Source organism: Streptococcus sp. ACS2, from assembly GCF_000525585.1.
Taxonomy (GTDB): domain Bacteria; phylum Bacillota; class Bacilli; order Lactobacillales; family Streptococcaceae; genus Streptococcus.
Window position 1 is genome coordinate 1 of sequence record NZ_JALT01000018.1, and the last position, 26,065, is coordinate 26,065.

At 40.2% G+C, this 26,065-nt stretch carries 28 protein-coding genes, 1 tRNA gene, 1 other RNA gene and 1 pseudogene; 27 read left to right on the plus strand and 4 right to left on the minus strand.

Translation table 11 applies throughout. The features are described from left to right. A pseudogene (locus HMPREF1517_RS02675) lies at positions 1 to 215 on the minus strand (ISL3 family transposase); the annotation flags it as partial. 163 nt (positions 216 to 378) lie between these two features. On the opposite strand from HMPREF1517_RS02675, the gene HMPREF1517_RS02680 reads away from it, so the two are divergent. The 6 genes from HMPREF1517_RS02680 (at position 379) to HMPREF1517_RS02700 (ending at position 4,757) form a co-directional block, all read left to right on the plus strand. Then, positions 379 to 450: transfer RNA gene (locus HMPREF1517_RS02680), tRNA-Arg, on the plus strand. A gap of 250 nt (positions 451 to 700) precedes the next feature. After that, positions 701 to 1,050, plus strand: a transfer-messenger RNA (tmRNA) gene (ssrA, locus tag HMPREF1517_RS10175). 45 nt (positions 1,051 to 1,095) lie between these two features. Next, the gene (locus tag HMPREF1517_RS02685; RefSeq protein WP_037599225.1) at positions 1,096 to 1,716 is read left to right on the plus strand and encodes a DUF3862 domain-containing protein; all 621 of its coding nucleotides are present in this window, start codon (positions 1,096 to 1,098) and stop codon (positions 1,714 to 1,716) included. Positions 1,717 to 1,798: 82 nt separating this feature from the next. After that, positions 1,799 to 2,482, plus strand: a complete 684-nt coding sequence (locus tag HMPREF1517_RS02690; RefSeq protein ID WP_037599226.1) for a TVP38/TMEM64 family protein — start codon at positions 1,799 to 1,801, stop codon at positions 2,480 to 2,482. Further along, the gene (locus HMPREF1517_RS02695; protein WP_037599227.1) at positions 2,460 to 3,695 is read left to right on the plus strand and encodes an aminoacyltransferase; all 1,236 of its coding nucleotides are present in this window, start codon (positions 2,460 to 2,462) and stop codon (positions 3,693 to 3,695) included. Before HMPREF1517_RS02690 ends, HMPREF1517_RS02695 begins: the two co-directional genes overlap by 23 nt. Before the next feature lie 99 nt (positions 3,696 to 3,794). Beyond that, positions 3,795 to 4,757: a Gfo/Idh/MocA family protein gene (locus HMPREF1517_RS02700; protein WP_037599228.1), complete on the plus strand. Its 963-nt coding sequence runs from the start codon at positions 3,795 to 3,797 to the stop codon at positions 4,755 to 4,757. Between the two features lie 45 nt (positions 4,758 to 4,802). On the opposite strand, the gene HMPREF1517_RS02705 is transcribed toward HMPREF1517_RS02700, so the two are convergent. The 3 genes from HMPREF1517_RS02705 to HMPREF1517_RS02715 form a co-directional block, all read right to left on the minus strand. Further along, entirely contained in the window at positions 4,803 to 5,105 is a 303-nt protein-coding gene (locus tag HMPREF1517_RS02705) for a DUF1827 family protein (RefSeq protein WP_002885967.1), read from the minus strand. 9 nt (positions 5,106 to 5,114) lie between these two features. Continuing rightward, a complete protein-coding gene (locus HMPREF1517_RS02710; protein WP_037599229.1) occupies positions 5,115 to 5,573 on the minus strand; it encodes an NUDIX hydrolase in 459 nt (152 codons plus the stop codon). Between the two features lie 142 nt (positions 5,574 to 5,715). Further along, positions 5,716 to 7,986: an ATP-dependent Clp protease ATP-binding subunit gene (locus tag HMPREF1517_RS02715; protein WP_037599230.1), complete on the minus strand. Its 2,271-nt coding sequence runs from the start codon at positions 7,984 to 7,986 to the stop codon at positions 5,716 to 5,718. Between the two features lie 242 nt (positions 7,987 to 8,228). Here HMPREF1517_RS02715 and argF point away from each other — a divergent pair, with 242 nt between their 5' ends. From argF to secG, 21 genes are all read left to right on the plus strand, one after another. Then, positions 8,229 to 9,209, plus strand: coding sequence for an ornithine carbamoyltransferase (argF, locus tag HMPREF1517_RS02720; protein ID WP_037599231.1), 981 nt, complete (start codon positions 8,229 to 8,231; stop codon positions 9,207 to 9,209). A 68-nt stretch (positions 9,210 to 9,277) separates the two neighbouring features. Then, positions 9,278 to 9,508 (plus strand): DUF1797 family protein, encoded by a 231-nt coding sequence (locus HMPREF1517_RS02725; RefSeq protein ID WP_002885970.1) that lies wholly within the window; start codon positions 9,278 to 9,280, stop codon positions 9,506 to 9,508. 313 nt (positions 9,509 to 9,821) lie between these two features. Next, positions 9,822 to 10,502 (plus strand): amino acid ABC transporter permease, encoded by a 681-nt coding sequence (locus HMPREF1517_RS02730; RefSeq protein WP_002886081.1) that lies wholly within the window; start codon positions 9,822 to 9,824, stop codon positions 10,500 to 10,502. After that, the gene (locus HMPREF1517_RS02735) at positions 10,502 to 11,236 is read left to right on the plus strand and encodes an amino acid ABC transporter ATP-binding protein (protein ID WP_013990918.1); all 735 of its coding nucleotides are present in this window, start codon (positions 10,502 to 10,504) and stop codon (positions 11,234 to 11,236) included. The genes HMPREF1517_RS02730 and HMPREF1517_RS02735 overlap by 1 nt, the downstream gene beginning before the upstream one ends. A gap of 171 nt (positions 11,237 to 11,407) precedes the next feature. Further along, positions 11,408 to 11,884 carry a ferrous iron transport protein A gene (locus HMPREF1517_RS02740; RefSeq protein ID WP_037599232.1) on the plus strand — a complete coding sequence of 159 codons (477 nt, stop codon included), beginning with the start codon at positions 11,408 to 11,410 and terminating at the stop codon, positions 11,882 to 11,884. After that, positions 11,881 to 14,019: a ferrous iron transport protein B gene (gene feoB, locus HMPREF1517_RS02745; protein ID WP_037599233.1), complete on the plus strand. Its 2,139-nt coding sequence runs from the start codon at positions 11,881 to 11,883 to the stop codon at positions 14,017 to 14,019. The genes HMPREF1517_RS02740 and feoB overlap by 4 nt, the downstream gene beginning before the upstream one ends. Before the next feature lie 17 nt (positions 14,020 to 14,036). Beyond that, the gene (locus HMPREF1517_RS10180; protein ID WP_002890392.1) at positions 14,037 to 14,177 is read left to right on the plus strand and encodes a FeoB-associated Cys-rich membrane protein; all 141 of its coding nucleotides are present in this window, start codon (positions 14,037 to 14,039) and stop codon (positions 14,175 to 14,177) included. Between the two features lie 154 nt (positions 14,178 to 14,331). Further along, positions 14,332 to 15,108, plus strand: a complete 777-nt coding sequence (locus HMPREF1517_RS02755; RefSeq protein ID WP_037599234.1) for an alpha/beta fold hydrolase — start codon at positions 14,332 to 14,334, stop codon at positions 15,106 to 15,108. 153 nt (positions 15,109 to 15,261) lie between these two features. Next, positions 15,262 to 16,116, plus strand: a complete 855-nt coding sequence (locus HMPREF1517_RS02760; RefSeq protein WP_037599235.1) for a bifunctional methylenetetrahydrofolate dehydrogenase/methenyltetrahydrofolate cyclohydrolase — start codon at positions 15,262 to 15,264, stop codon at positions 16,114 to 16,116. Between the two features lie 3 nt (positions 16,117 to 16,119). Then, positions 16,120 to 16,956 (plus strand): NAD(P)H-hydrate dehydratase, encoded by an 837-nt coding sequence (locus tag HMPREF1517_RS02765; protein WP_037599236.1) that lies wholly within the window; start codon positions 16,120 to 16,122, stop codon positions 16,954 to 16,956. Positions 16,957 to 17,077: 121 nt separating this feature from the next. Continuing rightward, positions 17,078 to 19,192, plus strand: coding sequence for a penicillin-binding protein PBP2B (pbp2b, locus tag HMPREF1517_RS02770; RefSeq protein ID WP_037599237.1), 2,115 nt, complete (start codon positions 17,078 to 17,080; stop codon positions 19,190 to 19,192). A 136-nt stretch (positions 19,193 to 19,328) separates the two neighbouring features. Continuing rightward, a complete protein-coding gene (recR, locus tag HMPREF1517_RS02775) occupies positions 19,329 to 19,925 on the plus strand; it encodes a recombination mediator RecR (RefSeq protein WP_002886148.1) in 597 nt (198 codons plus the stop codon). Between the two features lie 103 nt (positions 19,926 to 20,028). Next, entirely contained in the window at positions 20,029 to 20,868 is an 840-nt protein-coding gene (licT, locus tag HMPREF1517_RS02780) for a BglG family transcription antiterminator LicT (protein WP_037599275.1), read from the plus strand. 217 nt (positions 20,869 to 21,085) lie between these two features. Next, entirely contained in the window at positions 21,086 to 21,583 is a 498-nt protein-coding gene (gene ybeY / locus HMPREF1517_RS02785; protein ID WP_037599238.1) for an rRNA maturation RNase YbeY, read from the plus strand. Then, the gene (locus HMPREF1517_RS02790; RefSeq protein WP_002890438.1) at positions 21,564 to 21,968 is read left to right on the plus strand and encodes a diacylglycerol kinase family protein; all 405 of its coding nucleotides are present in this window, start codon (positions 21,564 to 21,566) and stop codon (positions 21,966 to 21,968) included. The genes ybeY and HMPREF1517_RS02790 overlap by 20 nt, the downstream gene beginning before the upstream one ends. Positions 21,969 to 21,990: 22 nt before the next feature. After that, the gene (gene era, locus HMPREF1517_RS02795) at positions 21,991 to 22,890 is read left to right on the plus strand and encodes a GTPase Era (protein WP_013990908.1); all 900 of its coding nucleotides are present in this window, start codon (positions 21,991 to 21,993) and stop codon (positions 22,888 to 22,890) included. A gap of 44 nt (positions 22,891 to 22,934) precedes the next feature. Next, entirely contained in the window at positions 22,935 to 23,756 is an 822-nt protein-coding gene (gene mutM / locus HMPREF1517_RS02800) for a DNA-formamidopyrimidine glycosylase (RefSeq protein WP_037599239.1), read from the plus strand. After that, positions 23,753 to 24,346, plus strand: coding sequence for a dephospho-CoA kinase (gene coaE, locus HMPREF1517_RS02805; RefSeq protein WP_037599241.1), 594 nt, complete (start codon positions 23,753 to 23,755; stop codon positions 24,344 to 24,346). The genes mutM and coaE overlap by 4 nt, the downstream gene beginning before the upstream one ends. Before the next feature lie 50 nt (positions 24,347 to 24,396). Next, positions 24,397 to 25,620: a multidrug efflux MFS transporter gene (locus tag HMPREF1517_RS02810; protein WP_037599243.1), complete on the plus strand. Its 1,224-nt coding sequence runs from the start codon at positions 24,397 to 24,399 to the stop codon at positions 25,618 to 25,620. Continuing rightward, positions 25,610 to 25,756, plus strand: a complete 147-nt coding sequence (gene rpmG / locus HMPREF1517_RS10185) for a 50S ribosomal protein L33 (RefSeq protein ID WP_002890443.1) — start codon at positions 25,610 to 25,612, stop codon at positions 25,754 to 25,756. The genes HMPREF1517_RS02810 and rpmG overlap by 11 nt, the downstream gene beginning before the upstream one ends. 45 nt (positions 25,757 to 25,801) lie before the next feature. Continuing rightward, positions 25,802 to 26,038, plus strand: a complete 237-nt coding sequence (gene secG, locus HMPREF1517_RS02815; RefSeq protein ID WP_002886135.1) for a preprotein translocase subunit SecG — start codon at positions 25,802 to 25,804, stop codon at positions 26,036 to 26,038. The last annotated feature ends 27 nt before the right edge of the window (positions 26,039 to 26,065 follow it).

Sequence of the window (26,065 nt, forward strand, 5' to 3'; positions counted from 1 at the left end):
AGTGTTGAAGTTCCCGCTTGCTCGAGAAGAGGGATTTTAGAAGGCTTTTGAAAGTCATACTTGATCATCATTCCATGACAATGAGGGCATGGTGGTGCAGAATAATCAAGTTTTGCATGAATCTCGATATGAGTATTAGTTTCCAAAACAAGAGAAATAATGATGTTAGGGTCTTTAATTCCAATTAATTCTGTGGTATTCTTAATAAGTCTCATAAGTTCTTCCTAATGATGGTTTGGTCGCTTTTCATTATAGTTCTTATGGGACTTTTTGTGTACATTGAAAAAGCTCCATAATCTCTACAGTGGTTTTACCCACTACAGAAATTATAGAGCCCTTTTTTTCTATTTTAGAGTATGCTATAATAGTATACTGTTAGCACCCTTAGTGTAATGGATATCACGTAAGATTCCGGTTCTTGAGATAGGGGTTCGATTCCCTTAGGGTGCAAAAAGAAAAACGTTGAAAGATTTGTTCGTTCAACGTTTTTTACTTGCTAAGTTTTAGTGAAAGTATTCCAAAAAACTTTCAGTGTTGAAAGGAAAAAGGCAAACATACAGATGAATGGCTACTAGCTTATCCTAAAAACAAAGTTGACTACTGTATTAGCGTCTCTATAGTGGATTTATTGGGGGAGACAGTTTGGCTAATCTTTTGCAATTTATTAAAGAATTTGATATAATACTCAGTATCTCATATTGGGGTCGTTACGGATTCGACAGGCATTATGAGGCATATTCTGCGACTCGTGTGGCGACGTAAACGCTCAGTTAAATATAACTGCAAAAAATACTAATTCTTACGCTGTAGCAGCCTAAACACCTGCTCGCGTGACTTCTAGCAGATTGCTTATGTTTGTTTAGAGGTTTTATTGATTTATAAGCTACGTTTGACCATTGCCTAGCTGGTTGAAAAGAGATTTATAGGCTCGCAGATAGAAGGCTTGAGTTATGTGTCGTCTATCTGTTAAATGAAAGACATAACCTATGGTTGTAGACGAATATGTTGGCAGGTGTTTGGACGTGGGTTCGACTCCCACCGGCTCCATAAATACTTGAGGCGTCAGCCTTTTATTTGTGTATATAGGAATTTATTATGAAAAAACTTTTGTCTTTGACCGTTTTAGGTCTCTCACTTTTTACTCTAGCTGCTTGTGGAAAATCTTCGTCTAAAACTGAGTCGAAGGGATCTCTGGATAATGAGGCTTCAAAGATTTTAACTGTTAAGCATGGGAATGTTCGCCAGAACTTTGATAAAATCACCATGGCAAATGCTTCTCAAGAATTCTCAGGAGGCTCAAATCTTGATAGCTTGAAGGGCTGGTTTGGTGAACCCTCATCAACTGGTCAAGAGCAAGCAGGAGATGCTAAGCTTGATGTTTATAATTGGCAGTATGATAATGTTGTTGTCACGGCGAAACTCTTTAACAATAGTACTGTCGTTAAGTCAATTTCAAACTTTTCTTACGTCCGTGATCCTAAAATCACACTGAGGATGTATGAAAACCTCAAAAATGGAACTAGCTATGATGATGCTGTCAAAACGCTTGGCACACCGGATGTTTATTCAATCGCTGTCTCTTCAGATGCAACAATGACACAGGCTCTTTGGTCATCAAACCTTGTCGCTAAGAAGGGTGAAACAGGTAGCCTTACCCTTAACTTTAAAAATGGTGCCTTGGAAAACAAGTCACAAGCTAATTTGATTAACAAGTAATCACAGTAAAAAATGCCTTTCTAAATCAATGAAGGCATTTTTTTGTTATAATAAAAGGAGTGATTAAAATTGTGGAGATGTAATGACCCAAAAAAGACTATTTTTTATAGGGATAGCAGGTTTAATACTGGTGTTCTTATGGCCTCTTTTAAATAACTTCATCCCCTTAATCAAGGAATGGATCAACGCTAAGCATGATCAAGCCTTTTTAAGAGAAGTTTTTAAGCAGGCTAATTTCCAAAATGCACTTATCCTTATTAGTCTTATGATTCTGTCATCAGCTATTCCTGGAGTTTCAAGTTCTATTTTTTGTATTTTTGTTGGGCTACTCTATGGCCCTTTGCTTGCGATTCCGATGAATATTATTGGTAATACTTTTGGAAATTTGACTAGTTTTGAAATTCTGAGAAGACTTGAAAAGCCAGAGAAGTCCAAACGTATGGAGAAACTCCTAAACTATATTGAAAACTTTAAGCATCGTTTTATTGGGATTTCTTTAGCCTTCTCTATTCCTTTTATACCATCAGCTCTGGTCAATTATGCTTGTGTTCAGATGAATTTACCCACAAGGACGAGGGTTTTGGCAACCCTTATTGGAGTGACGCCAGTCTCGATTGTTTATGCAGTTAGTGGAGATTTGTTGCTTAATATCCGTCCGATTCGAATACCATTAGTGGCAGTACTTGCCATCTTGCTCTTTATCTCACTCGTCATTTACTTTATCCATTTTAGGAAGGAAAAAAATGAGCTTCATTCAAGTAACTAAAGAAGAATTTAACACACATGCTCAACAAGTGTCTGAGCGTTCTTTTATGCAAACGGAGGAAATGGCTAAGCTTCTTGAAAAACGTGGATTTAGCATTAGCTATGTCGCTTGGAAAGAAGGAAACCAACTAGAAGTCTCAGCAATTGTCTACAGCATGCCTATGACTGGTGGGCTTCGTATGGAGGTGAATTGTGGACCGATTCACTCAAATACAGCTCATCTGAGTGACTTTTATCAAGGTTTGAAGGACTATGCTAAGGCAAATGGTGCTCTTGAGTTGTTAATCAAGCCTTATGATACTTATCAAACTTTTGATAGTAATGGTGAACCAACTGGTGAAGAGCAGAAGCAATTGATTAGTCAATTGACAGATTTAGGCTATAGCTTTGATGGTTTACAGACAGGTTATCCTGGTGGTGAGCCTGACTGGCACTATGTTAAGGATTTATCTGGGATTGAAGAAAAAAATCTTATCAAGTCTTTCAGTAAAAAAGGGAAGCCTTTGGTTAAAAAAGCCAAAACTTTCGGGATTAAGTTGAAAAAACTGAAACGTGATGAGTTATCTATTTTTAAAGAAATCACTTCGGCGACCTCTGATCGTCGTGAGTATAGTGACAAGTCCCTAGATTATTACCAAGATTTTTATGATGCTTTTGGTGACAATGCTGATTTTATGGTGGCTACCTTGAATTTTCAGGATTACTATGACCATTTGGAAAGTGATCAAGCGAAGTTGGGAGCTAGAATTGTCAAATTACAAGCTGATTTAGAGGCTAACCCAAAATCTGAGAAAAAACAAAACCAATTAAGAGAATTATCAAGTCAGTTTGAGACCTTTGATGTTCGAAAGGGCGAAGCGACTGCTTTTATTGATAAATATGGTCAGGAAGACATTGTTCTTGCAGGAAGTCTTTTTGTCTATACACCTCAAGAAGCTGTTTATCTTTTTAGTGGATCTTATCCGGAGTTTAATAAGTTTTATGCGCCAGCACTCTTACAAGAGTATGTGATGACCCAAGCCATTAAACGTGGAATTACTTTCTATAACTTCCTTGGTATTATGGGGATCTTTGATGGTTCAGATGGGGTTTTGCGATTTAAACAAAACTTTAATGGTTATATCGTTCGCAAGATGGGAACCTTCCGTTATTATCCACAACCGCTTAAATATAAAGCGATTCAAGGAGTTAAGAAACTGCTTGGCCGTTCTTAAATTTTAGAGGGCTTCTATTTGAGTCCTCTTTCACTATAGTTCTGTTTATAGAATTACGCTGTATAGTAAGAGAGTTTAGAGGAAGAAGGAGGTAAGTTGATGAAACTTGCATTATTAGGGACAGGAATGATTGTGACAGAGGTTCTTCCTGTGTTAACAACTATTGAGGGCATCGAGCTTGAAGCTATCTTATCGACACCACGATCGCTCGATAAGGCAGAAGCCCTAGCTAAACAATATGGCTTATCTCAGGCGACTAGTGATTATGAGTTAATTTTGTCTAATCCAGAAGTTGATACGATTTATGTCGGAACGCCCAATCATACCCACTATGACTATGCTAAGAAAGCACTTTTGGCCGGAAAACATGTGATCTGTGAGAAACCCTTCACCCTTCATTTAGAAGATTTTGAAGAGCTAGCTAAGCTTGCTCAAGAAAGAAAGCTTCTCTTGATGGAGGCTATTACCAATCAATATCTGGCTAATTTTACAGCGATTAAGGAAGCCTTGTCTGATATTGGGGATATTAAGATTGTGAATATCAATTATTCCCAATATTCTTCACGTTACGATGCCTTCAAACGAGGGGAAATTGCTCCTGCCTTCAATCCTAAAATGGGTGGAGGAGCACTTAGAGATCTGAATATCTATAATATTCACCTTCTTGTTGGCCTTTTTGGTAAGCCTAATCGTGTGGAATATCTTCCTAATGTGGAGCGAGGAGTGGATACGTCAGGAATTCTAGTTTTGGACTATGGTAACTTTAAGGCTGTTGCCATTGGAGCTAAAGACTGTAGTGCGGAGATTCGTTCAACTATTCAAGGGGATAAGGGAGCTATTACTATTTTTGGTGCAACCAACACTCTTCCTGAAATTGGAGTCACTCTCAATGATCAGAAAGAGAGAGTTGTCAATCTTAATAGTCCACAACATCGTATGTATGATGAATTTGTAGCTTTTGAAAAGATGGTGGCGACCAAGGATTTTGACAGTGTTGCCCAGCAGTTGGAACATAGTCGTCAGGTTATGGTAGTTCTGGATCAAGCTTCGAAAGCTTTGTAACATACTAAAAAACAAGCAGTGGTGTTAGCCATTGCTTGTTCTGTCTTATACAGTTGTTGGGAATGAAATCTCAATCAATTTGTCAGTGTGTACTGTTCTAAGCTTGTCCATCAAAACGATATCTTTGTCGATTTTTCGTTTGAGGAAGAATTCACGGATAACTTCTAATTCGTTGTCTTTAACAGCACGATGTTTATTTGAAATCAAGAGTTCATAATGCTTAGGTGCTTGTGTAAAGACAACATCAGTATTCCCAGCAGAGTAGGTCTCTACGAGAAAGGCATCCGTGTTGTCTAGTTGGTTTTGAACGAGTTCTTGGTGTGTACGGGTCGTATTAATGAGTTTCATAGTTTCCTCCTAAGATTTGCTAGTTGTTATGTTGTTTGCTTTCCATTGTTCGATTCCCCATTTATGGCTGCCACGTTTAAGTTTAGCAATGGCTTCATCAATTGGAAACCAGGCCAGGTTATTGAAATCTTCGAGAGGTTTGCCAATTTTTGAAAAATCTACAACTTCATAAATATAGGCTGGATTGTAATAGTAAGTGTCACGGTGGCTTGAATAGAAGTATTCATCAGCCTGGCCATAGTACTGGCCTAAAGTGGCTGTAAACCCAAGTTCTTCAATTAACTCGCGTTCTAATGCGCTATAGTGATCCTCGCCTGCTTCGATTTCTCCACCTGGGAGAAACCAAGCTCCGTTAGGAGCCTGGACTAAAATAATCTTTGTCTTTTCTTGGTTAGGAATCACAGCATAAACACCGTAACGTGTTTGATAATGAGCTCCCTCAACCTTGTCACCAAATGTTGGATTCATGAGTTGCTCCTTACGTTTATTTGCCTATATTATACTAAAATTTTGCTCATTTTCCTATTGATTTAGGCAGAATTAGGGATAAATTTGAAAATAGGAAATGAAAAGATAAATAAACCAAGTCGTAATGACTTGGTTTATTTGTTTAATCAGATTCTTTTGCTGCCTCAGCTTTTTGAGTAGCTTTATCGGCTTTTTTAGCAGACTTAATGGTAATGTGGCCTTTTGAAGTCATGACTGCCTTGAGATCTTTTTCGTTTGGATTTTCAAGGTAGAAGTCGGTAATAGCATCTTCAATGTGATCTTGGATGGTACGACGTAGTGGTCGAACACCCATCTTAGGATCGTAACCAAGGTCAACCAATTTTTCCTTAACTTTCTCTGTTACACTGAGGTGGATACCGTTGTTAGCCAAGCGTTGGTTGACATTATCAAGCATGAGGTCCACGATAGTAAGGAGATTTTCTTTGCTGAGGGCAGAGAATTCGATAATACCGTCAAAGCGGTTCATGAATTCAGGACTAAAGAAATCTCCAAGTTGGTTAAGAACAGAATTGGTACGATTTTCACGAGTAGCTCCAAAGCCAACGCTAGCTTCAACTTTACCAGTACCAGCATTTGATGTCATGATGATGATGGTATCCTTGAAGCTTACAGTGCGCCCTTGACCATCAGTCAAACGACCGTCGTCAAGTACTTGGAGGAACATGTGAAGAACGTCTGGGTGAGCTTTTTCAACCTCATCTAAAAGAATAAGTGAATAAGGATTACGGCGGACTTTTTCAGTTAACTGACCCGCTTCGTCGTAACCAACATATCCTGGAGGGGCACCAACCAATTTAGCGACAGCGTGTTTTTCCATGTATTCTGACATATCGAAACGAATCATACTGTCAGCTGAACCAAAGAGTTCAATAGCTAATTGTTTAGAGAGCTCAGTTTTACCGACTCCTGTAGGACCTACGAAGAGGAAGCTACCAATTGGGCGGTTTGGAGCACCCAATCCAACACGATTACGGCGGATAGCTTTAGCAATCTTATCAACTGCAGCATCTTGTCCGATAACATGTGATTTAAGATCATCTGCAAGACTAAGAAGTTGTGATTGTTCTTTTTCTTTCAAATCACCGACAGGAATATTGGTCTTTTGTTCCACAATAGCTTCGATATGTTTTTCGGTGATGACAGGCATATCCTGATCTTTGATGGTTTGCTTTTGCATTTCCTTGTATTTGGCAATTTGGTCACGGAAATAGGCAGCCTTTTCAAAGTCCTCGTCACGAGTAGCTTGAGCCTTGAGGTTTTCAGCCTCAATCAAACGTTTATCGATATCTTTAGGATCAACAAAGTTGAGGGTCAAGTTCATCTTCGAACCAGCTTCATCAAGAAGGTCGATGGCCTTGTCTGGTAAGAAACGGTCTTGAATGTAGCGGTTGGATAATTCTGCAGCTGCAGTAATCGCTTCGTCCGTATATTTGACGTGGTGGTAGTCTTGATATTTAGGCTGAATCCCACGCAAAATAGTGATGGTTTCCTCAACAGTTGGTTCGTCAACCTTAACTGGTTGCATACGACGCTCAAGGGCAGCATCTTTTTCGATGATGCGGTATTCGTTGAGTGTTGTTGCTCCGACCAGTTGAAGTTCCCCACGAGCAAGGGCAGGTTTTAGGATGTTTCCAGCATCCATATTGCCATCTCCAGCATTACCAGCTCCTACGATTTCATGGATTTCATCAATAAATAGGATAACATCCTGACGTTGACGAATTTCTTCCATGAGTTTTTGCATGCGTTCTTCAAATTGGCCTCGGATACCAGTTCCTTGAACCAAGCTGACCACATCAAGACGGATGACTTGTTTGCCTTGGAGTTTTTGAGGAACGCTACCATCTACAATTTTTTGAGCTAGTCCTTCAACGACAGCAGTCTTACCGACACCAGGTTCACCGATGAGGACGGGATTGTTCTTGGTACGGCGGTTAAGAATTTCGATGACACGAATGATTTCCTCGTCACGACCAATGACTGGATCGATGTCTCCACGACGAGCGATGTCAGTGATGTTAATGCCGAACTCTTCAAGAAGACCTTGTGGCTGTTGGGGAGCTTGTTGGCGTGGTACTCCTGGACGGCCTGGCCCTTGTGTATTGCCACCGTTTCCTCGGTTACCACCTTCTTGTGTTGGAGGTGTATTGGGAAGATCACCGTTAGAAGAACGGAAGTTATTTAGGTCGCTGAAGAAATCATCGAAGAAGTTGGAACCTCCAGTTTGATTGAATTGATTAAGGGGGTTCTCTGGGTCAGATTTCATGATTTTATAACAATTTTGACAGAGGTCAACTTGTTGCTGATTACCATTTACATTGGTATACAAATGAATACTAGCTTCATTAAGGTTACAGTTTTGACAGAGCATATCAGTACCTCTTTTCTATCTGAATTGGGAAAGACCTTTATTGAAAATATTCTTGGTCAAAAAAGGTCAAATCTATGACTCCATTATAGCATGCGGGAGATAGATTGCAAGTAAAAAGCATCTAGGTTTGGCACTCTCTTGGTAGGAGTGCTAACATTGAATTTTAATTCAAAACCACTTGTTTATAATGCATAAATATTATATAATGTTTTTATATTATTCAGAACGAAAGAGAGATACCTATGACACAAGCTAAATCCTTTTTGAAAGAAATCGACTTTACTAAGCAAGAACTCGAGGAGTTGATTGATTTATCCATAAAATTTAAACAGTTAAAAAAGGAAAGAATTCCGCATAAATATTTAGATGGCTTAAATATTGCCTTGATTTTTGAAAAAACATCTACCAGAACTCGCTCAGCTTTTACAGTGGCCGGTCAGGACCTAGGTATGAATGTGACCTACCTTGGTGCTGGAGACATTCAGTTAGGTAAAAAGGAATCTGTAGTTGATACGGCCAAGGTTCTGGGATCTATGTTTGATGGAATCGAGTACCGTGGTTTTAAACAAGAAGATGTTGAAGATTTGGCCAAGTACTCAGGAGTTCCGATCTGGAATGGTTTGACGGATACCTGGCATCCAACTCAAATGATTGCGGATTTCATGACTTTGAAGGAACACTTCGGTAGTTTGGAAGACTTGACCATCGCCTATATTGGAGATGGTAGAAATAATATGGCCAACTCACTTTTGGTCACTTCGGCTATTTTAGGCGTTAATGTCAAGATTATTGCCCCAGAGGTGCTGCAACCCGAAGATGAGATTGTAGCCTTAGCCCAGAAACATAACAATGGTGCCGATTTAACCATTACAGATGATATTTCAGAGGTCAAGGGAGTGGATATGCTTTATACGGATGTCTGGGTATCTATGGGTGAAGAGGTAGATTTTAAATCTCGTATTGATTTACTCTTGCCTTATCAAATTAATGCAGACCTACTAGCCAAGACAGAAAATCCAGATGTTATCGTTATGCATTGTCTCCCAGCCTTTCATGATCTCAATACCCAAATTGGGAAAGAAATCTATGACAAATATGGTTTGGCAGAGTTAGAAATTACAGATCAAGTCTTCCAAAAACACAGTGACATCATCTTCCAAGAAGCTGAGAATCGTATGCATTCTATTAAGGCCATTATGTACAATTCCTTGAAAAATATTTAAAATTCCCCCATTTTTCCCATAAGTGTGATAAAATAAGTAAGAAATACACAATTAATAGGAGAAATAACATGGAATCACATTTGGTGAGAATCATTAACCGTCTTGAAATGATGGCGGCTGATGGTGGTAATTTGAAACGTAATTTCGAACGTGAAGGAGTGGTTGTTGCCGAGGTATCATTTAGCAACGATCCTGAAAATGGTCCAGTTTTCACATTGCGTGACGTTGAAGCACGTGAATCTTATTCATTTGATAGCATTGACTTGATTGCAATGGAAATCTACGATTTGCTTTACTAATAAATTATTTTGGAACTTTACAAGGTTTCAAAAATCAGAATGCCTGAAACTCGATAGTTTCAGGCATTTTTATCAGGATGAAAGCATGGGGTGATGCTTGTATGACTTGTCAAAACAGGCAGTACTTCAAATTCTTGGCAAAGCTTTTGGCGTGGTGTCATCTTGGAAATACATGAGGTGTATTGCTTAAGAGTTTTGCTAGCTAGGTCTATAACTTAGTTTTTATACTGAAATATCGCATTTATAAGAAAATACTTTATTATTATACAGTCTTCTGATATAATATTGAAGAATATTAGTAAGGAGTATCTAGATGAATTTTTCATTTCTACCACAGTTTTGGTCTTACTTTAACTATGGTGTCTTAGTAACAATTATGATTTCGGTCTGCGTGGTCTTCTTCGGAACCATTCTTGGGGTTTTGGTATCCTTGGCCAAACGTTCTGGAATCAAACCTTTGGAGTGGTTGGTAAGCCTTTATGTTTGGGTTTTCCGTGGGACTCCTATGGTTGTGCAGATTATGATTGCTTTTAACCTTATCCACATGAACCTTCCAACTGTGCAGTTTGGTATTTTGAATCTTGATTTGTCACGTATCGTTCCAGGTATTATCGTCCTTTCTTTGAACAGTGGTGCTTATATTTCTGAGAGTGTGCGTGCAGGTATCGAGTCTATTCCTAAAGGTCAGGTTGAAGCTGCCTACTCACTTGGTATCCGTCCATGGAATACCATGCGTTATGTGGTCTTGCCTCAAGCCATTAAAAATATCTTGCCTGCCTTGGGTAACGAGTTTGTTACTATTATCAAGGATAGTTCGCTCTTGCAAACCATCGGGGTTATGGAATTGTGGAATGGTGCACAAACTGTTGCAACAACAACCTACTTGACCTTGACGCCGCTCTTGTTCGCAGCCTTCTATTATTTGATTGTGACAACAGCTATGACGGCACTCTTGAAACAAATGGAAAAACGACTTGGGGAGGGACGTAAATAATGGCAGAAACAATTATTGAGATTAAAAATCTTCACAAGTATTTTGGTAAGAACGAAGTTCTCAAAGGGATTGATCTAGATATTAAAAAGGGTGAAGTAGTGGTTATCATCGGTCCTTCAGGATCAGGGAAATCAACCTTCCTACGCTCAATGAACTTGCTTGAGAAACCTACAAAAGGTGTTATTTCCTTTGAAGGTGTGGATATTACAGATAAAAATAACGACATTTTCAAAATGCGTGAGAAGATGGGAATGGTTTTCCAACAGTTTAACCTCTTCCCGAATATGACAGTTAAAGAAAATATCACCTTGTCACCAATTAAGACTAAGGGTGTTTCTAAAGCTGATGCAGAAGCAAAGGCTATGGAACTTTTAGAAAAGGTTGGTTTGAAAGATAAGGCAGATGCCTACCCAACAAGTCTATCTGGTGGTCAGCAACAACGTATTGCGATTGCACGTGGTTTGGCTATGGATCCAGATGTTCTCTTGTTTGACGAACCAACATCAGCCCTTGACCCAGAAATGGTTGGTGAAGTTCTATCAGTTATGCAGGACCTTGCTAAATCAGGGATGACAATGGCAATCGTTACCCACGAAATGGGCTTTGCTTATGAAGTGGCAGATCGTGTCATCTTTATGGATGGCGGTGTCATTGTCGAAGAAGGGACACCACAAGAGATTTTCGATAATACTAAGGAAGATCGTACTAAGGATTTCTTGAGTAAGGTTTTGTAAGATATTCATTAAGTATGTATACATTGTTTGTGAAGGCTGGAACTTTTCCAGCCTTTTCTTTTTGTGTTCTGCTTTTCTAGAATCATTCTTGTTTAGGATAATATTGCGGAAAAGATGGATAAATATGCTATAATGATGCCGTATCAAAAATAATAAAGTAGGTCAAGAAATATGCTCATATATGATGCGGCCTTAAAAACGCCTTACCGGATTCTTGGCATTAACCTCCCTAAGGATAGTCTTTTGCACTTATCTAACCTAGGGTTGGCTGCCGGTGAAACGATTGAGGTGGTAACTAAGACCAAGAATAGTGCTATTATTATCGTTAAAGGGAGTCGCTTAGCCTTTGATGCGTCGATTCTGGATAAGATTGATTTGGCACCTGCGGAGGAAGATCAGGAAAAGATACCTCTTTCTGAATTACCAGTTGGACGTTCGGCTATCGTTACTGATATTTTTTCAGCCAATGAAACCAAACGACGTCTTATGGATATGGGAATTACAAAGCGTACTCGGGTCTTATTGCGTAAGGTAGCGCCTTTGGGAGATCCTCTAGAAATTAGTTTGAGAGGATACGAATTAACCCTACGCAAGTCGGAAGCGCAAATGATTAGTGTGGTCATGCTGGATGAGGGAGAGGAAAAATGACAGAAATTGCATTAATAGGTAATCCTAATAGTGGTAAAACCAGTTTATTCAACCTGATAACAGGGAACAATCAGCGTGTTGGTAACTGGCCGGGTGTTACTGTCGAACGAAAAAGTGGTCTGGTCAAAAAGAATAAGGATTTAGAAATCCAGGATTTACCAGGGATTTACTCAATGTCACCCTATAGTCCTGAAGAAAAGGTGGCGCGCGACTATTTGTTGAGCCAAAGGGCCGACAGCATTTTAAATGTAGTCGATGCGACAAATTTGGAGCGTAACCTTTATCTGACAACGCAGTTGATTGAGACAGGTATTCCAGTCACTTTAGCGCTTAACATGAGTGATGTTTTAGAGGCTCAGGGAAAGCAGATTAATGTTGATAAATTATCTTATCATCTAGGTGTACCAGTAGTAGCCACTAGCGCTCTCAAGCAAACTGGTGTTGATCAGGTAGTGAAGAAGGCGGCTCATACGACAACCTCTACAGTTGCCGACATTGCTTTTCCAATTTATGACGATAAATTAGAAGCTGCTATTTCACAAATTTTGGAGGTCTTGGGAAATTCGGTGCCACAAAGGTCTGCGCGTTTTTACGCCATTAAACTCTTTGAACACGATGCTTTAGTTGAGGCTGAGCTAGACTTGTCCCCCTTCCAACGAAAAGAAATCAAAGACATCATTCGAATCACTGAGGAAGTTTTCACCGAAGATGCGGAGTCAATTGTCATTAATGAGCGTTATGCCTTTATTGAACGTGTTTGTCAGATGGCTCAAAGTCATACGGAAGATTTTGCTCTGACCTTGTCAGATAAGATTGATAGGATTGTCACCAACCGTATTTTGGCCTTGCCAATTTTCGCAGTGGTTATGTATTTGGTTTATTTCTTATCTATTCAGACTGTTGGAACCATGTGGACAGACTGGGCTAACGATGTGCTTTTTGGTAAGTATGTTCCAGACTTGGTAACTTCTGGTCTTGACTATCTTCAAGTTCAGGACTGGCTTAAGTCTTTGATTGTTGATGGGATTGTCGCTGGGATTGGGACAGTACTAGGATTCCTACCTCAAATCTTTGTGCTCTTTATCTGTTTGGGTGTGCTTGAGGACATTGGATATATGAGTCGTATTGCCTTTGTTATGGACCGTATTTTCCGTCGTTTTGGTCTTTCTGGGAAATCCTTTATTCCCATGTTGATTTCTACAGGTTGTGGGGTGCCAGCGGTTATGTCTAGTCGAACCATTGAAAATGAAAGGGACCGTCGCATTACCATTATGACGGCAACCTTCATGCCTTGTTCGGCCAAGTTGGAAATTATTGCCTTGATTGCTGGAGCTTTCTTCCCTAGTAATTCTTTAGTAGCACCAAGTACCTATTTTATTGGGATGGCTGCTATTATCCTATCGGGTATTGCCCTCAAAAAGACGAGTTTTTTAGGTGGTTTAACCAGTCCGTTTATTATGGAATTGCCTGCCTATCACTGGCCTAAAGCCATGTCAGTCTTGCGTTATGCTTTTGGTAAGGCTATGAGTTTTGTCAAACGTGCGGGAACTATCATTTTTAGTTTGACGGTGCTTATCTGGTTTATGTCTAACTACAACTTTACCCTACATACTGTAGATACGGAAGTTAGCATTTTGGCGACTTTAGGTAAGGGCTTGTCTTGGATTTTTGACCCACTCGGATTTGGAAATTGGAAGGCAACAGTTGCGGCTCTTACAGGTTTAGCTGCCAAGGAGACCGTTGTCGCCACCTTTGGTATTCTCTATCATAATAGCAGTGAGGCGGGTCTGGCTGAGGCTCTACGAGGAGATTATTCTTCCTTAGCTGCCTATTCCTTCTTGATTTTTAACTTGCTTTGTGCACCATGTTTTGCGGCTATTGGAGCTATTAAGCGTGAAATGGCCAATCTGAAATGGACGGTTGGGGCTATCGGTTTCCAAACAGGTCTAGCTTATTGTATGAGTTTAATCCTTTACCAGTTTGGTCAAGTCATCCTGTACGGTAAGTCAATGACAATTTGGACTTTTGTTGCTTTCTTACTTTTAGTAACGATGATTTACTTTGTTGTTCGTAAACCACGTCAGATTAAGGATCAAATCATTAGCTTGGATAATCTTCAAGAAGCTCATATTTAGGTTTAGGAGGAATTGTTATGTCTACCTTTATCATTGCTTTCATTATTTTTGCTTTGGCTGGTCTTGGCATCCGTCACTATATCAAAGGCAAAGGCTCTTGTGGCGATTGCGAGTGTTCTTGTCCGGTTAAGGAAGAAATGCATAAGGCTAATCGCTAATAAAATAATATATAGAAAAATGGTCTCTTATTCATTTAAGAGACCATTTTCTTACGATTGTAAGAAATGTATAAAGGTATCTAGGTTGGAAGTGTGATACTATAAGATAGATAAATAATCTAAATTTTTAACAAAAAAGGGAGATGTATAAGGAATGGTTTTGAACAAAGAGATTGTCCTAATTCATGGGACCTGGTGTGATGGCAATGTTTGGGGAGAATTTGCGACAGGTCTACGTCAAATGGGATATAAGGTTCATACACCTAGCTTTCGTTACCATGACCTACCTTATCAAGAGTGTCTAGCTAAGGTTGGGACTGTTACCCTGCAGGACTATCGAGATGATTTAGTGGCCTTGATTGAAAGTCTTGACCAACCACCACTTATCTTGGGACACTCTTTAGGGTGTTTAGTGGCTCAGATGGTTGCCGAAAAAACAGAAGTAGCTGGTATGATTCTCATGGGACCAGCACCAACAGCAGATATTTTTGCCTTTTATCCAACCATGTTAGCTTGTTTTGGCAAACACTTTTTACGTTGGGGATTTTGGAAAAAAGCCATGCCTCCGTATAAAAAGGAGTTTTTCAAGTATTGCATGAATGAACAAGAGGAATCTTTGAAAGAGGAAGTTTTTGCTGATTTGGTTCCTGAATCAGGAAAAGTTTATACTCAAATGGCCCTCCATTGGTTTGATAAGACAAAAGCAGTTTACGTAGACTTTAGTCGGATTTCATGTCCTGTTCTCGTCATTTCTGGGACTAAGGATAAGATGACTCATCCTAATATTGCCAGAAGAACGGCTAAGAACTACCGTGATTCCGTTCTTGTCTCCTTAACGGGTGCAGATCATATGTATGAAAGTGGCAAATTCCAGCAGAAGACCTTGAAGGTTATTAAGGGTTGGAGTCAGCAAAATGGTTTTGTGGACTAGTCACGAAGCTTAATCAGAAAAAAGTTGGAAGGTGACTCCAACTTCTTTTTTAAGTTTTTCATTTGAAATGTCTTTTTGAAAATTTAGAAAATTTAGTCACAAAGAGCTCTCACTATGGTATAATTGAAAAAAAGTATGTATTGGAGAACACCCATGGCGATAATAATGGATGGTAAGGCCCTAGCTGCTAAAATGCAGGATCAATTGCAAGAAAAGGTAGCACGTCTTAAAGAAAATGAATGGATTGTGCCTGGACTCGTGGTAATCATGGTTGGTGACAACCCAGCTAGTCAGGTTTATGTGCGCAACAAGGAACGTGCTGCTAAAAAGGCTGGCTTCCATAGCCAGACAGTCAACCTTTCTGAGAGTATCAGCGAGGAAGAATTGATTGAGGTTATTGAACAATATAATCAGGACCCACTTTTCCATGGTATTTTGGTTCAATTGCCATTACCGAATCATATTAATGAAATGCGTATTCTTTTGGCTATTGATCCTAAAAAAGATGTCGATGGTTTCCATCCTATGAATACTGGTAATCTTTGGAATGGTCGCCGTCAAATGGTGCCTTGTACACCAGCTGGGATTATGGAAATCCTTCGTGAGTACAATGTTGAATTAGAAGGTAAGACAGCAGTTATTATTGGACGTAGTAACATTGTTGGTAAACCTATGGCTCAGCTTCTTTTGGAAAAAAATGCTACAGTTACCTTGACCCACTCACGAACACCGCATTTGGCTAAGGTTTGTAGCAAGGCAGATGTCTTGATTGTAGCTATTGGACGTGCAAAATTTGTAACAGAAGACTATGTCAAAGAGGGTGCCGTTGTCATTGATGTGGGAATCAACCGTGATGAAGAAGGCAAACTTTGTGGTGACGTTGATTTTGATCAAGTGAAAGATAAGGTTGGCATGATCACGCCTGTTCCAGGTGGTGTAGGCCCTATGACCATTACCATGCTTATGGAACAGACCTATCAAGCTGCTCTTCGTAGTGCGAAAGGATAGTTTATGAAAGTTGATGACGATTTAGCTAGGCAAGTGATAAAACCTCGCTTGAGAGAGTCCCATAAAGGTTCTTACGGTCGAGTGCTTTTAGTTGGTGGGCTTTACCCTTATGGTGGTGCCATCATTATGGCTGCCTTAGCTTGTGTCAATAGTGGGGCGGGTCTGGTCACAGTGGCTACGGATCGTGACAATATCACAGCCCTTCATGCCCATCTCCCTGAAGCCATGGCTTTTGACCTTAGGGAGACTGAAAGATTTCTTGATAATCTTAGGGCAGCTGATGTGGTATTAATCGGTTCTGGCCTAGGTGAGGATGGTGTAGCTAGTCAAGCTATGGATTTGGTGCTGACAAATATTAGGGCAGATCAGAACTTGGTTGTTGATGGCTCAGCTCTCAATCTTTTGGCTAAGAAAAATAAGAAGGACTTACCAGATTGTCACCTTACTCTCACCCCGCATCAAAAAGAATGGGAACGCTTGTCTGGTTTAAGGATTCCGGAGCAGACAGTTTCAAACACTCAGAAAGCCCTGAGAGAGTTCCAAGCTGGGACAATCCTGGTTGCCAAGAGTCACAAGACGGCTGTCTATCAGGGTGAAAAAGTAGCTCATTTAGAAGTTGGTGGGCCTTATCAAGCCACAGGAGGAATGGGAGATACCTTGGCTGGTATGATTACTGGTTTTCTGGCCCAGTTTCCTCCAATTGATCGCTATAAGGCTGTCACAGTGGCTACCTGGCTTCACTCAGCTATCGCTGATGATCTGGCTAAAAATGCCTATGTGGTTTTGCCGACACATATCAGTAAAGCCATTCCTAGCTGGATGAAAAAGTTATCATTATAATCTAAAAAACGTGTCTTATATTGAGGCAAGTTTTTTTAGATTTCGACATTTTTTTAAGATTGCTGAAGCTTATTTGTGATAAAATAAAAGAGAATTTTTATGAGAACATAGAGGAAAAAAAGTGACATCATTTTCGAAAAAACTCAGTCAAAAATGGGAAAAACGGCGCCAAAAACAAAAAGAAAAACGAGCGAATAAACCTAGAAAGCCAGTAAACATTTCACGTCGTGTTTACTTGCTTTTTGGTGTAGTCTTTGTCCTTTTTTTGTTGCTTTTTGCACGTTTGACCTATATGCAGGTTTATAACAAATCGTTTTATACTAAGAAATTAGAGGATAACTCCAAGTATACGGTTAGAATTGCAAGCGAACGTGGGCAAATCTTTGATGCCAAGGGGGTCGCTCTTACAACCAACCAGAGTAAGGACGTTATCACCTTTACACGTAGCAATTTGGTGTCATCAGATACTATGAAGAGGGTCGCTGAAAAGTTAGCGACCATGGTAACACTAACGGAGACGAAGGTAACAGCACGCCAGAAACGCGATTTCTATCTAGCGGATTCTGCCACCTACAAACGTGTGGTTAATGATCTTCCAAAGGACAAGAAAACAGATAAGTTTGGTAATAAATTAGCTGAAGCTACTATTTACAACAATGCTGTTGATGCCGTTCCTGATGAAGCAGTGGATTACACTGAGGATGAGCTTAAGATTGTCTACATTTACTCACAGATGAATGCTGTGTCTAATTTCTCAACAGTCACATTGAAAACAGGAGACTTGACACCTGAACAAATTGCGATTGTAGCAGCTAAACAGAAGGAACTCAATGGTATTACGGTTGCTAAGGATTGGGAACGTCATACGGTTGATTCAGCCTTGTCACCTCTCATCGGGAAAGTCTCAAGTTCAGAAGCAGGTTTGCCACAAGAAGATGCCAAGGAATACCTCAAAAAAGGGTATGCTCTTAATGACCGTGTAGGAACGTCCTATCTAGAAAAAGAATACGAGGAGAAACTACAAGGAAAACATACTGTTCGTGAGATTACAGTAGACAAGGAAGGCGAAGTTGCTAGTGATAAAATCACTCAAAAGGGAAGCAAGGGGAACAATCTGCAGTTGACCATCGACCTTGATTTCCAAAAAGGAGTTGAAGATATCCTAGGTCAACAGCTTTCTTCAGAAATTTCAGAGAATAAAGCAACCTATTCTGAAGGAATGTATGCAGTGGTTATGAATGCTGACACTGGTGCTGTACTTGCTATGGCAGGGCAAAAACACGAGCAAGGAGCACAAGATTTTAAAGCAAACGCCTTAGGAACAATCACTGATGTCTTCATTCCAGGATCGGTTGTTAAGGGAGCGACCTTAACTGCTGGTTGGCGTTCAGGTGCTATCTATGGGAACCAGGTCTTGACTGACCAACCAATCAACATTGCCGGTTCAGCCCCTATCACATCTTGGTTTACAGACCAAGGTAGCCGTGCTATTACCGCGACACAGGCTCTAGAATACTCATCAAATACCTATATGGTACAGATTGCTATCAAACTACTTGGCCAACAGTATGTTCCAGGCATGGCCTTGTCGACTGATAATATGGATAAGGCCATGACGACACTTCGTGATACCTATGCTGATTTTGGTATGGGGGTGTCTACAGGACTTGATTTACCTGGAGAATCAGAAGGTTACATTTCTAAGAATTACAATGTAGCCAACGTTTTGACAGAGGCCTTTGGTCAGTACGATTCTTATACAACCATTCAGCTAGCTCAGTATGTTGCTTCAATTGCCAATGGTGGTAAACGTGTAGCCCCTCATATCGTTGGAGGTATCTACGATGCAGGATCTAATGGTAGTCTCGGAACTCTAGCCTCAACGGTAGATACACGTGTATTAAATACCTTACCTCTCGATTCTGAGCAGATGGGTATTGTTCAACAAGGCTTTAATGATGTCGTTAATTCAGGATCTAGCCTTGCGACTGGTAAAGCTATGGCAAGTTCTATCATTCCAATCAGTGGTAAAACAGGGACAGCCGAAACCTATGCGACAGATGCTTCTGGTAACTCTGTAACAACGGTTAACCTTAATGCCGTGGCCTATGCGACCGCCAAAGATGGTACGAAGTTGGCAGTTGGGATTATGTATCCTCATGCTCTAGATTGGAAGAGTAAGGCCCATCAAAATGCAGTCAAAGCTATTATGGAGCTTTATCAAAATACTCACTAAACAATGAAAATCTCTTGTGCCTTGCACGAGGGATTTTTCTGTGATATAGTGTTTGAGTGTTTATTCTTGGCTAAAGACTTATCCATGACAGTGATAAAAGATAAGAAATAAAAAATATAGAGAAATGGAGGCCTTCATGCTTTATCCTACTCCAATTGCGAAGCTGATTGATAGTTTTTCAAAACTCCCTGGAATTGGGGCTAAAACAGCGACACGCCTAGCTTTTTATACCATTAGTATGTCTGATGAAGATGTCAATGATTTCGCAAAAAACCTCTTGGCAGCAAAACGTGAATTGACTTATTGTTCGGTCTGTGGTCGTTTGACAGATGATGATCCATGTAATATTTGTACCGATGAAACCAGAGATCGTACTAAGATTTTGGTTGTTGAAGATTCCAAAGATGTTTCAGCTATGGAAAAGATTCAGGAATACCGTGGTCTCTACCATGTGCTTCAAGGGCTTATCTCCCCTATGAATGGTGTTGGACCAGACGATATTAACCTGAAAAGTTTGATTACCCGCCTTATGGACAGCGAGGTTGACGAGATTATTATTGCCACTAATGCAACAGCAGATGGTGAGGCGACGTCTATGTATATTTCGCGTGTCCTTAAACCTGCAGGAATCAAAGTGACTCGTTTAGCGCGTGGTTTGGCAGTCGGTTCTGACATTGAGTATGCTGATGAAGTGACCTTGCTAAGAGCTATCGAAAATCGAACAGAACTATAAGTAAAAAGTGTTGGTCAGGCCAGCACTTTTAGTTTGTAGTAAGTAGGTTTCTCATTAAAAATTTGGTAAAATAAAGTAAGCGCTTTTTTAATGAGGGATCATGATGCAGATTGAAAAGATTTTAAACAACAATGTTGTCCAAGCTTTGGATAATAATGTGGAATACATTGTCATGGGTAAGGGACTAGGCTTTCAAAAGAAGGTCGGAGACCTTGTTGATAAGGAAAAGATTGAAAAGACTTTTGTTTTGGAAAATACAGAGGCAGTAGAGGAATGGTCTCGTGTTTATGTCAATTTACCTGATGGTGAAATGCAGGTCTTTTTGAATATCCTTACTTTTGCTGAGGCTGTCTTGCAAACCAAGTTTGATCCCTCTTTTTTCATCGCCCTTGCTGACCACCTACATTACGCTATTGAAAGAAGTAGAGAAGGTGTTTCTTTGCAGAATCCCTTGGCTTGGGAGGTTCGAAAATTTTACCCTCGGGAGTATGAGATTGGAAAACAAGCTCTTCGTTTGATTGCCAAGGATTTAGAAGTTAAATTGGCAGATGATGAGGCTGCCTCTGTCGCTTTACATTTTGTCAATGCACAAAAGGATGTGGGTCTCCATGAAAAAGACCGACAGATGACTCAAATTGTGGTTGGAATTAGTGACATTGTCCGTCTTCATTTTGGTTGTGATTTGGAGGAGGATAGTTTCTCTTATAACCGATTTATTACACATCTTCGCTATCTAGCGCAACGGATTGTGAGTGGGGTTAGTGGTGGTAAAAATGATGCTTTTCTTTACGAGCAGGTTAGGGTAAATTATCCAGAATCCTTTATCTGTACCCAAAAGATTGCTAACTATATTAAGACAGGTTATACTTTTGAATTGAGTTTGGACGAACAGGTCTATTTAACCATTCATATTCAACGTCTTAAGGATAGTTTGGATAAGTAAATTGATTCACGGAGAGGCTATACAAAAAGCAGACAATTAGGCTTAAGTCTGCTTTTTCTGTGTCCTTATGGTATAATGAGGTGATTAATATTAAACTAAAAATACTCAAAGTTAGGATTCTATGTATTTGAGTATTTCTATAAAAAGCTAATGAGTTAGTGAAAGGAAGCGAGCGGTTCTGTGCTTGAAGTGAGCATAGCCGTTCCTAAAGAATCTTATGTATATTGAAATGATTGACGAGACTGGACAAGTCTCTGAGAAATTAAAAGAACAAACTTTGGAGTTGCTAGATTTTGCAGCAGAAAAACTTGGCAAGGAAGACAAGGAAATGGCTGTTACATTTGTAACCAACGAACGCAGCCACGAACTAAACTTGGAATATCGTGATACAGACCGTCCAACGGATGTCATTAGTTTGGAGTATAAGCCTGAATTAGATATTAGCTTTGATGAGGAAGAGTTGGCTGAAAATCCTGAATTAGCTGAAATGATGGGAGAGTTTGATAGTTATATCGGTGAACTCTTTATTTCCGTTGATAAGGCTCATGAACAAGCTGAGGATTATGGACATAGTTTTGAACGTGAGATGGGTTTCTTGGCTGTTCACGGTTTTCTCCATATCAATGGCTATGACCATTACACCCCAGAAGAAGAAGCGGAAATGTTTGGATTACAGGAAGAAATTTTGACTGCTTATGGACTTACGCGACAATAATCCACAAAAAAAGTGGAAAAATAGAGAATTTACAGCTAGTTTTGAGTTTGCTCTGACAGGAATAATAACGGCTTTTAAAGAAGAACGCAATATGCGCAAGCACTTGGTTTCAGCTATCTTGGTGGTATTGGCTGGCTTGATTTTCCGTGTGTCTGCGACAGAATGGCTCTTTCTTTTGATGGCAGTTTTTCTCGTAATTGCCCTAGAGATTGTTAATTCTGCCATTGAAAATGTTGTCGATTTAGCTAGTAATTATCACTTTTCGATGCTAGCCAAAAATGCCAAGGATATGGCCGCTGGTGCTGTTTTAGTGGTTTCTTGTTATGCAGTCATTACGGGGATGATTGTTTTCATACCCAAAATTTGGCACTTAATTTTCAATTAAAACGAAATAGGAAAGAAGTTATATGACATTTAAATCAGGATTTGTGGCTATTCTCGGCCGTCCTAATGTAGGAAAATCAACGTTTTTGAACCATGTTATGGGGCAAAAGATTGCTATCATGAGTGATAAGGCTCAAACAACCCGCAATAAAATTATGGGAATTTACACAACCGATAAGGAACAGATTGTCTTTATCGATACCCCAGGGATTCACAAGCCTAAGACGGCTCTTGGGGATTTTATGGTGGAATCTGCTTATTCAACCCTTCGTGAGGTTGATACAGTCCTCTTTATGGTACCAGCGGATGAGCCTCGTGGTAAGGGTGATAATATGATTATCGAACGCCTCAAACAAGCTAAAGTTCCAGTTATCTTGGTAATCAATAAGATTGACAAGGTCCATCCAGATCAGCTCCTAGAGCAGATTGACGATTTCCGTACACAAATGGATTTCAAGGAGATTATTCCGATATCTGCCCTCCAAGGGAACAATGTTTCCCACCTTGTGGATGTCTTGAGTGATAACCTTGAGGAAGGGTTCCAATATTTCCCAGCGGACCAAATCACCGATCACCCTGAGCGTTTCTTGGTATCAGAGATGATTCGTGAAAAAGTCCTTCAGTTGACACGTGAAGAAATTCCACACTCCGTTGCGGTTGTCATTGATGAGATGAAGCGTGATGAAGACACGGATAAGATTCATATTCGTGCGACAATCATGGTTGAGCGTGACAGCCAAAAAGGGATTGTTATTGGTAAACAAGGTTCCATGCTCAAGAAAATTGGTACCCTTGCTCGTAAAGATATTGAAGTCATGCTTGGGGACAAGGTCTTCCTTGAAACCTGGGTTAAGGTTAAGAAAAATTGGCGTGATAAAAAACTTGATTTGGCTGATTTTGGTTACAATGAAAAAGAATATTAAAAAGCTGGGCACTTGCTCGGCTTTCTTGCTAGAAGGAGGAGCAGATGCCTGAGTTACCTGAGGTAGAAACGGTTAGACGAGGTTTAGAAAGGTTAGTAGTAGGTCGGACTATTTTGTCGCTTGAGGTCAAGGTTCCAAAAATGATTAAGACCTCCTACGATAGTTTTTTAACTGATTTACCTGGTCAAACCATTCAAGCCCTGCGACGAAGAGGCAAGTACTTGATTTTTGACTTTGGACAGTTGATTATGATTTCCCACTTGCGTATGGAGGGAAAATACCTGCTGTTTACAGATCAAGTTCCTACCAACAAGCATTTTCACTTATTTTTTAAGTTAGATGATGGCTCCACCCTCGTCTATCAAGATGTCCGCAAGTTTGGAACCTTTGATTTATTGGCTAAAAGTCAAGAGGAGACTTATTTTACAAGGAAAAAGCTTGGTCCTGAGCCTACTAAGAAGACCTTTAAATACGCTCTATTTGAGAGAGCCTTGATGAGTTCTGCAAAGCCCATTAAAAGTCTCCTCTTGGAGCAAAAATTGGTGGCTGGTCTAGGAAATATCTATGTTGATGAGGTGCTTTGGGCGGCCAAGGTTCATCCTGAAACGCCAGCAAAGGAACTCAGCAAGGCAGCCATGAAGCGGGTCCATGATCAAACGATTGCCATTTTACAGCTTGGCATTGAAAAAGGTGGCTCAACCATAAGGACCTATCGTAATGCCCTTGGTGAGGACGGAACCATGCAGAACTATTTGCAGGTTTACGGAAAAACGGGACAGCCTTGTCCACGCTGCGCAAGCACAATTGAGAAAATCAAGTTAGGAGGGAGAGGGACACATTTGTGTCCTCATTGTCAGAAACGATGATTATTGGGTTAACAGGTGGTATTGCTTCAGGAAAATCAACGGTTGTTGAAATGATTAAAGAGGCAGGTTACAAGGTCATTGATGCTGATCAGCTTGTCCACGATATGCAGGCCAAAGGAGGCCGTTTGTATAGTGCCTTGCTTGATTGGTTGGGAGAGGAGATTCTCCTTCCTAATGGAGAATTGAATCGTCCTAAACTAGGGCATCTGATTTTTTCGAATGAGGAGATGAGACATCGGTCTGCTGAGATTCAAGGGACAATTATTCGAGAGGAACTAGCAACTCAAAGGGATTGTTTGGCCAAGAAAGAAGATGTTTTTTTCATGGATATTCCCTTACTTATTGAGAATGGGTATCAGGACTGGTTTGACCAGATTTGGTTGGTGGCAGTGTTACCTGAGGTCCAGCGCCAACGCTTGATGAAACGTAATCACTTAAGTTCAAAGGAAGCTAGTATGCGTATCGCTAGCCAGATGTCTTTAGAAGAGAAAAAGCCTTATGCCAGCTTGGTTCTTGATAATAATGCTAGTCTCGATGATTTGAAGGAGAAAGTGAAGAGCGCAATAAATGATTTACCTAGCTCCTCATAGCTAGTCATTGTGATATAATGGATAGTGAATTTTAGAAAGAAGATGATTATTTGCGCCAAAAAGAGCTTAAAAGTACTGATTGGCAACGTAACCTTAAAATTGCATGGATAGGAACCTTTTTTACTGGAGCTAGTTTCTCCATTGTTATGCCTTTCATGGCCCTCTACATTGAGGAACTAGGTGTTAAAGGAGACATGGTTGAATGGTATACTGGTTTGTCTGTTGCCATCTCTGCTTTAGCCTCGGCTCTGGTTTCTCCTATTTGGGGACGCTTGGCTGACCGTTATGGCCGAAAGCCCATGATGATTAGAGCCAGCATGGTGATGACTTTTACAATGGGAGGTCTTGCCTTAGTCCCAAATGTTTTCTGGTTGCTTTTCTTAAGAACGCTGAATGGTTTGTTTGCGGGGTATGTTCCAAATGCCACAGCTTTAATTGCGAGTCAGGTTCCTCAGAACCGTTCTGGCTATGCCCTGGGGACCTTATCTACGGGTCTAACGGCAGGTGTTCTGATTGGCCCTTTGTTAGGTGGTACCTTGTCTGAGGCGTTTGGTATGAGAGGGACCTTTTTATTGGTGGGCCTCATTCTATTTATCTGCTGCCTCTTAACTGTCTTTGGTTTGCGAGAGAATTTTCAACCTATCGAAAAGGGAGAGATGATGACTCTTTCTCAGGTTTTTGCGAAAATTCCCAGCAAATCTATGTTGATTGGCCTTTTTGTGACCAGTATGATTATCCAGATTTCTGCCCAATCGATTGCGCCTATGTTGGCCCTTTATATTCGTTATTTAGGTCAGAGGGACAATATCCTGTTTTACTCAGGTTTAATTGTTTCTGCTATGGGCTTCTCTAGTTTCTTGAGTACCCCTTTTCTGGGAAAATTGGGAGACCGTATTGGGAATCATCGCTTGCTTTTAATGGGGCTATTTTATAGCTTCCTCTTGTATTTCCTTTGTGGTTTTGCCGGCTCAGCCTTGCAATTGGGTATCTTACGTTTTGCCTATGGCTTCGGTGTGGGTGCCCTTATGCCTAGTGTCAATTCTTTATTGACCAAGATGACACCCAAGGAAGGAATCTCAAGAATATTTAGCTTTAATCAAAGCTTTTCATACATTGGACAAGTTTTAGGTCCTTTTGTTGGTTCAGCAGTTGCGACTGGACTAGGTTATCGCTGGGTCTTCTTTGTGACCGCAATGATTGTCTTTGGAAATTTTGTCTGGTCCTTAATCATCTTTAGAAAATCGCTAGGAGTCAAGAATATAGGTGAGAGTTAAAATCAATTTAAAGTGTAGTGAATGTGGGAGCATCAACTATCTCACAAGTAAAAATAAACAAAATCATCCTGAGAAAATTCAGGTACCCAAATTCTGCCCCAAGGATAGAAAAGTAACCTTACATGTTGAATCTTAAAGGGTTCTATGGTAGAATAAAAAGGACTTTTTCGGAGGAATAACTATGTACGACTTATTATTAACGCTGCTCTTGGTGATGTCAGCTATTATTGTGATTGCGGTATTCATGCAGCCACAAAAGAATCCAAGTAGCAATGTCTTTGATGGTGGTGGGTCAGAAGCACTATTTGAACGTAGTAAACCACGTGGTTTTGAAGCCTTTATGCAACGCTTTACAGGAATCATGGTTTTTCTATGGATTGTAGATGCAATCGTCCTTTCCATTCTCTCAAGTAAGTAATGAGCTGACTGAGGTTGGCTCATTTTT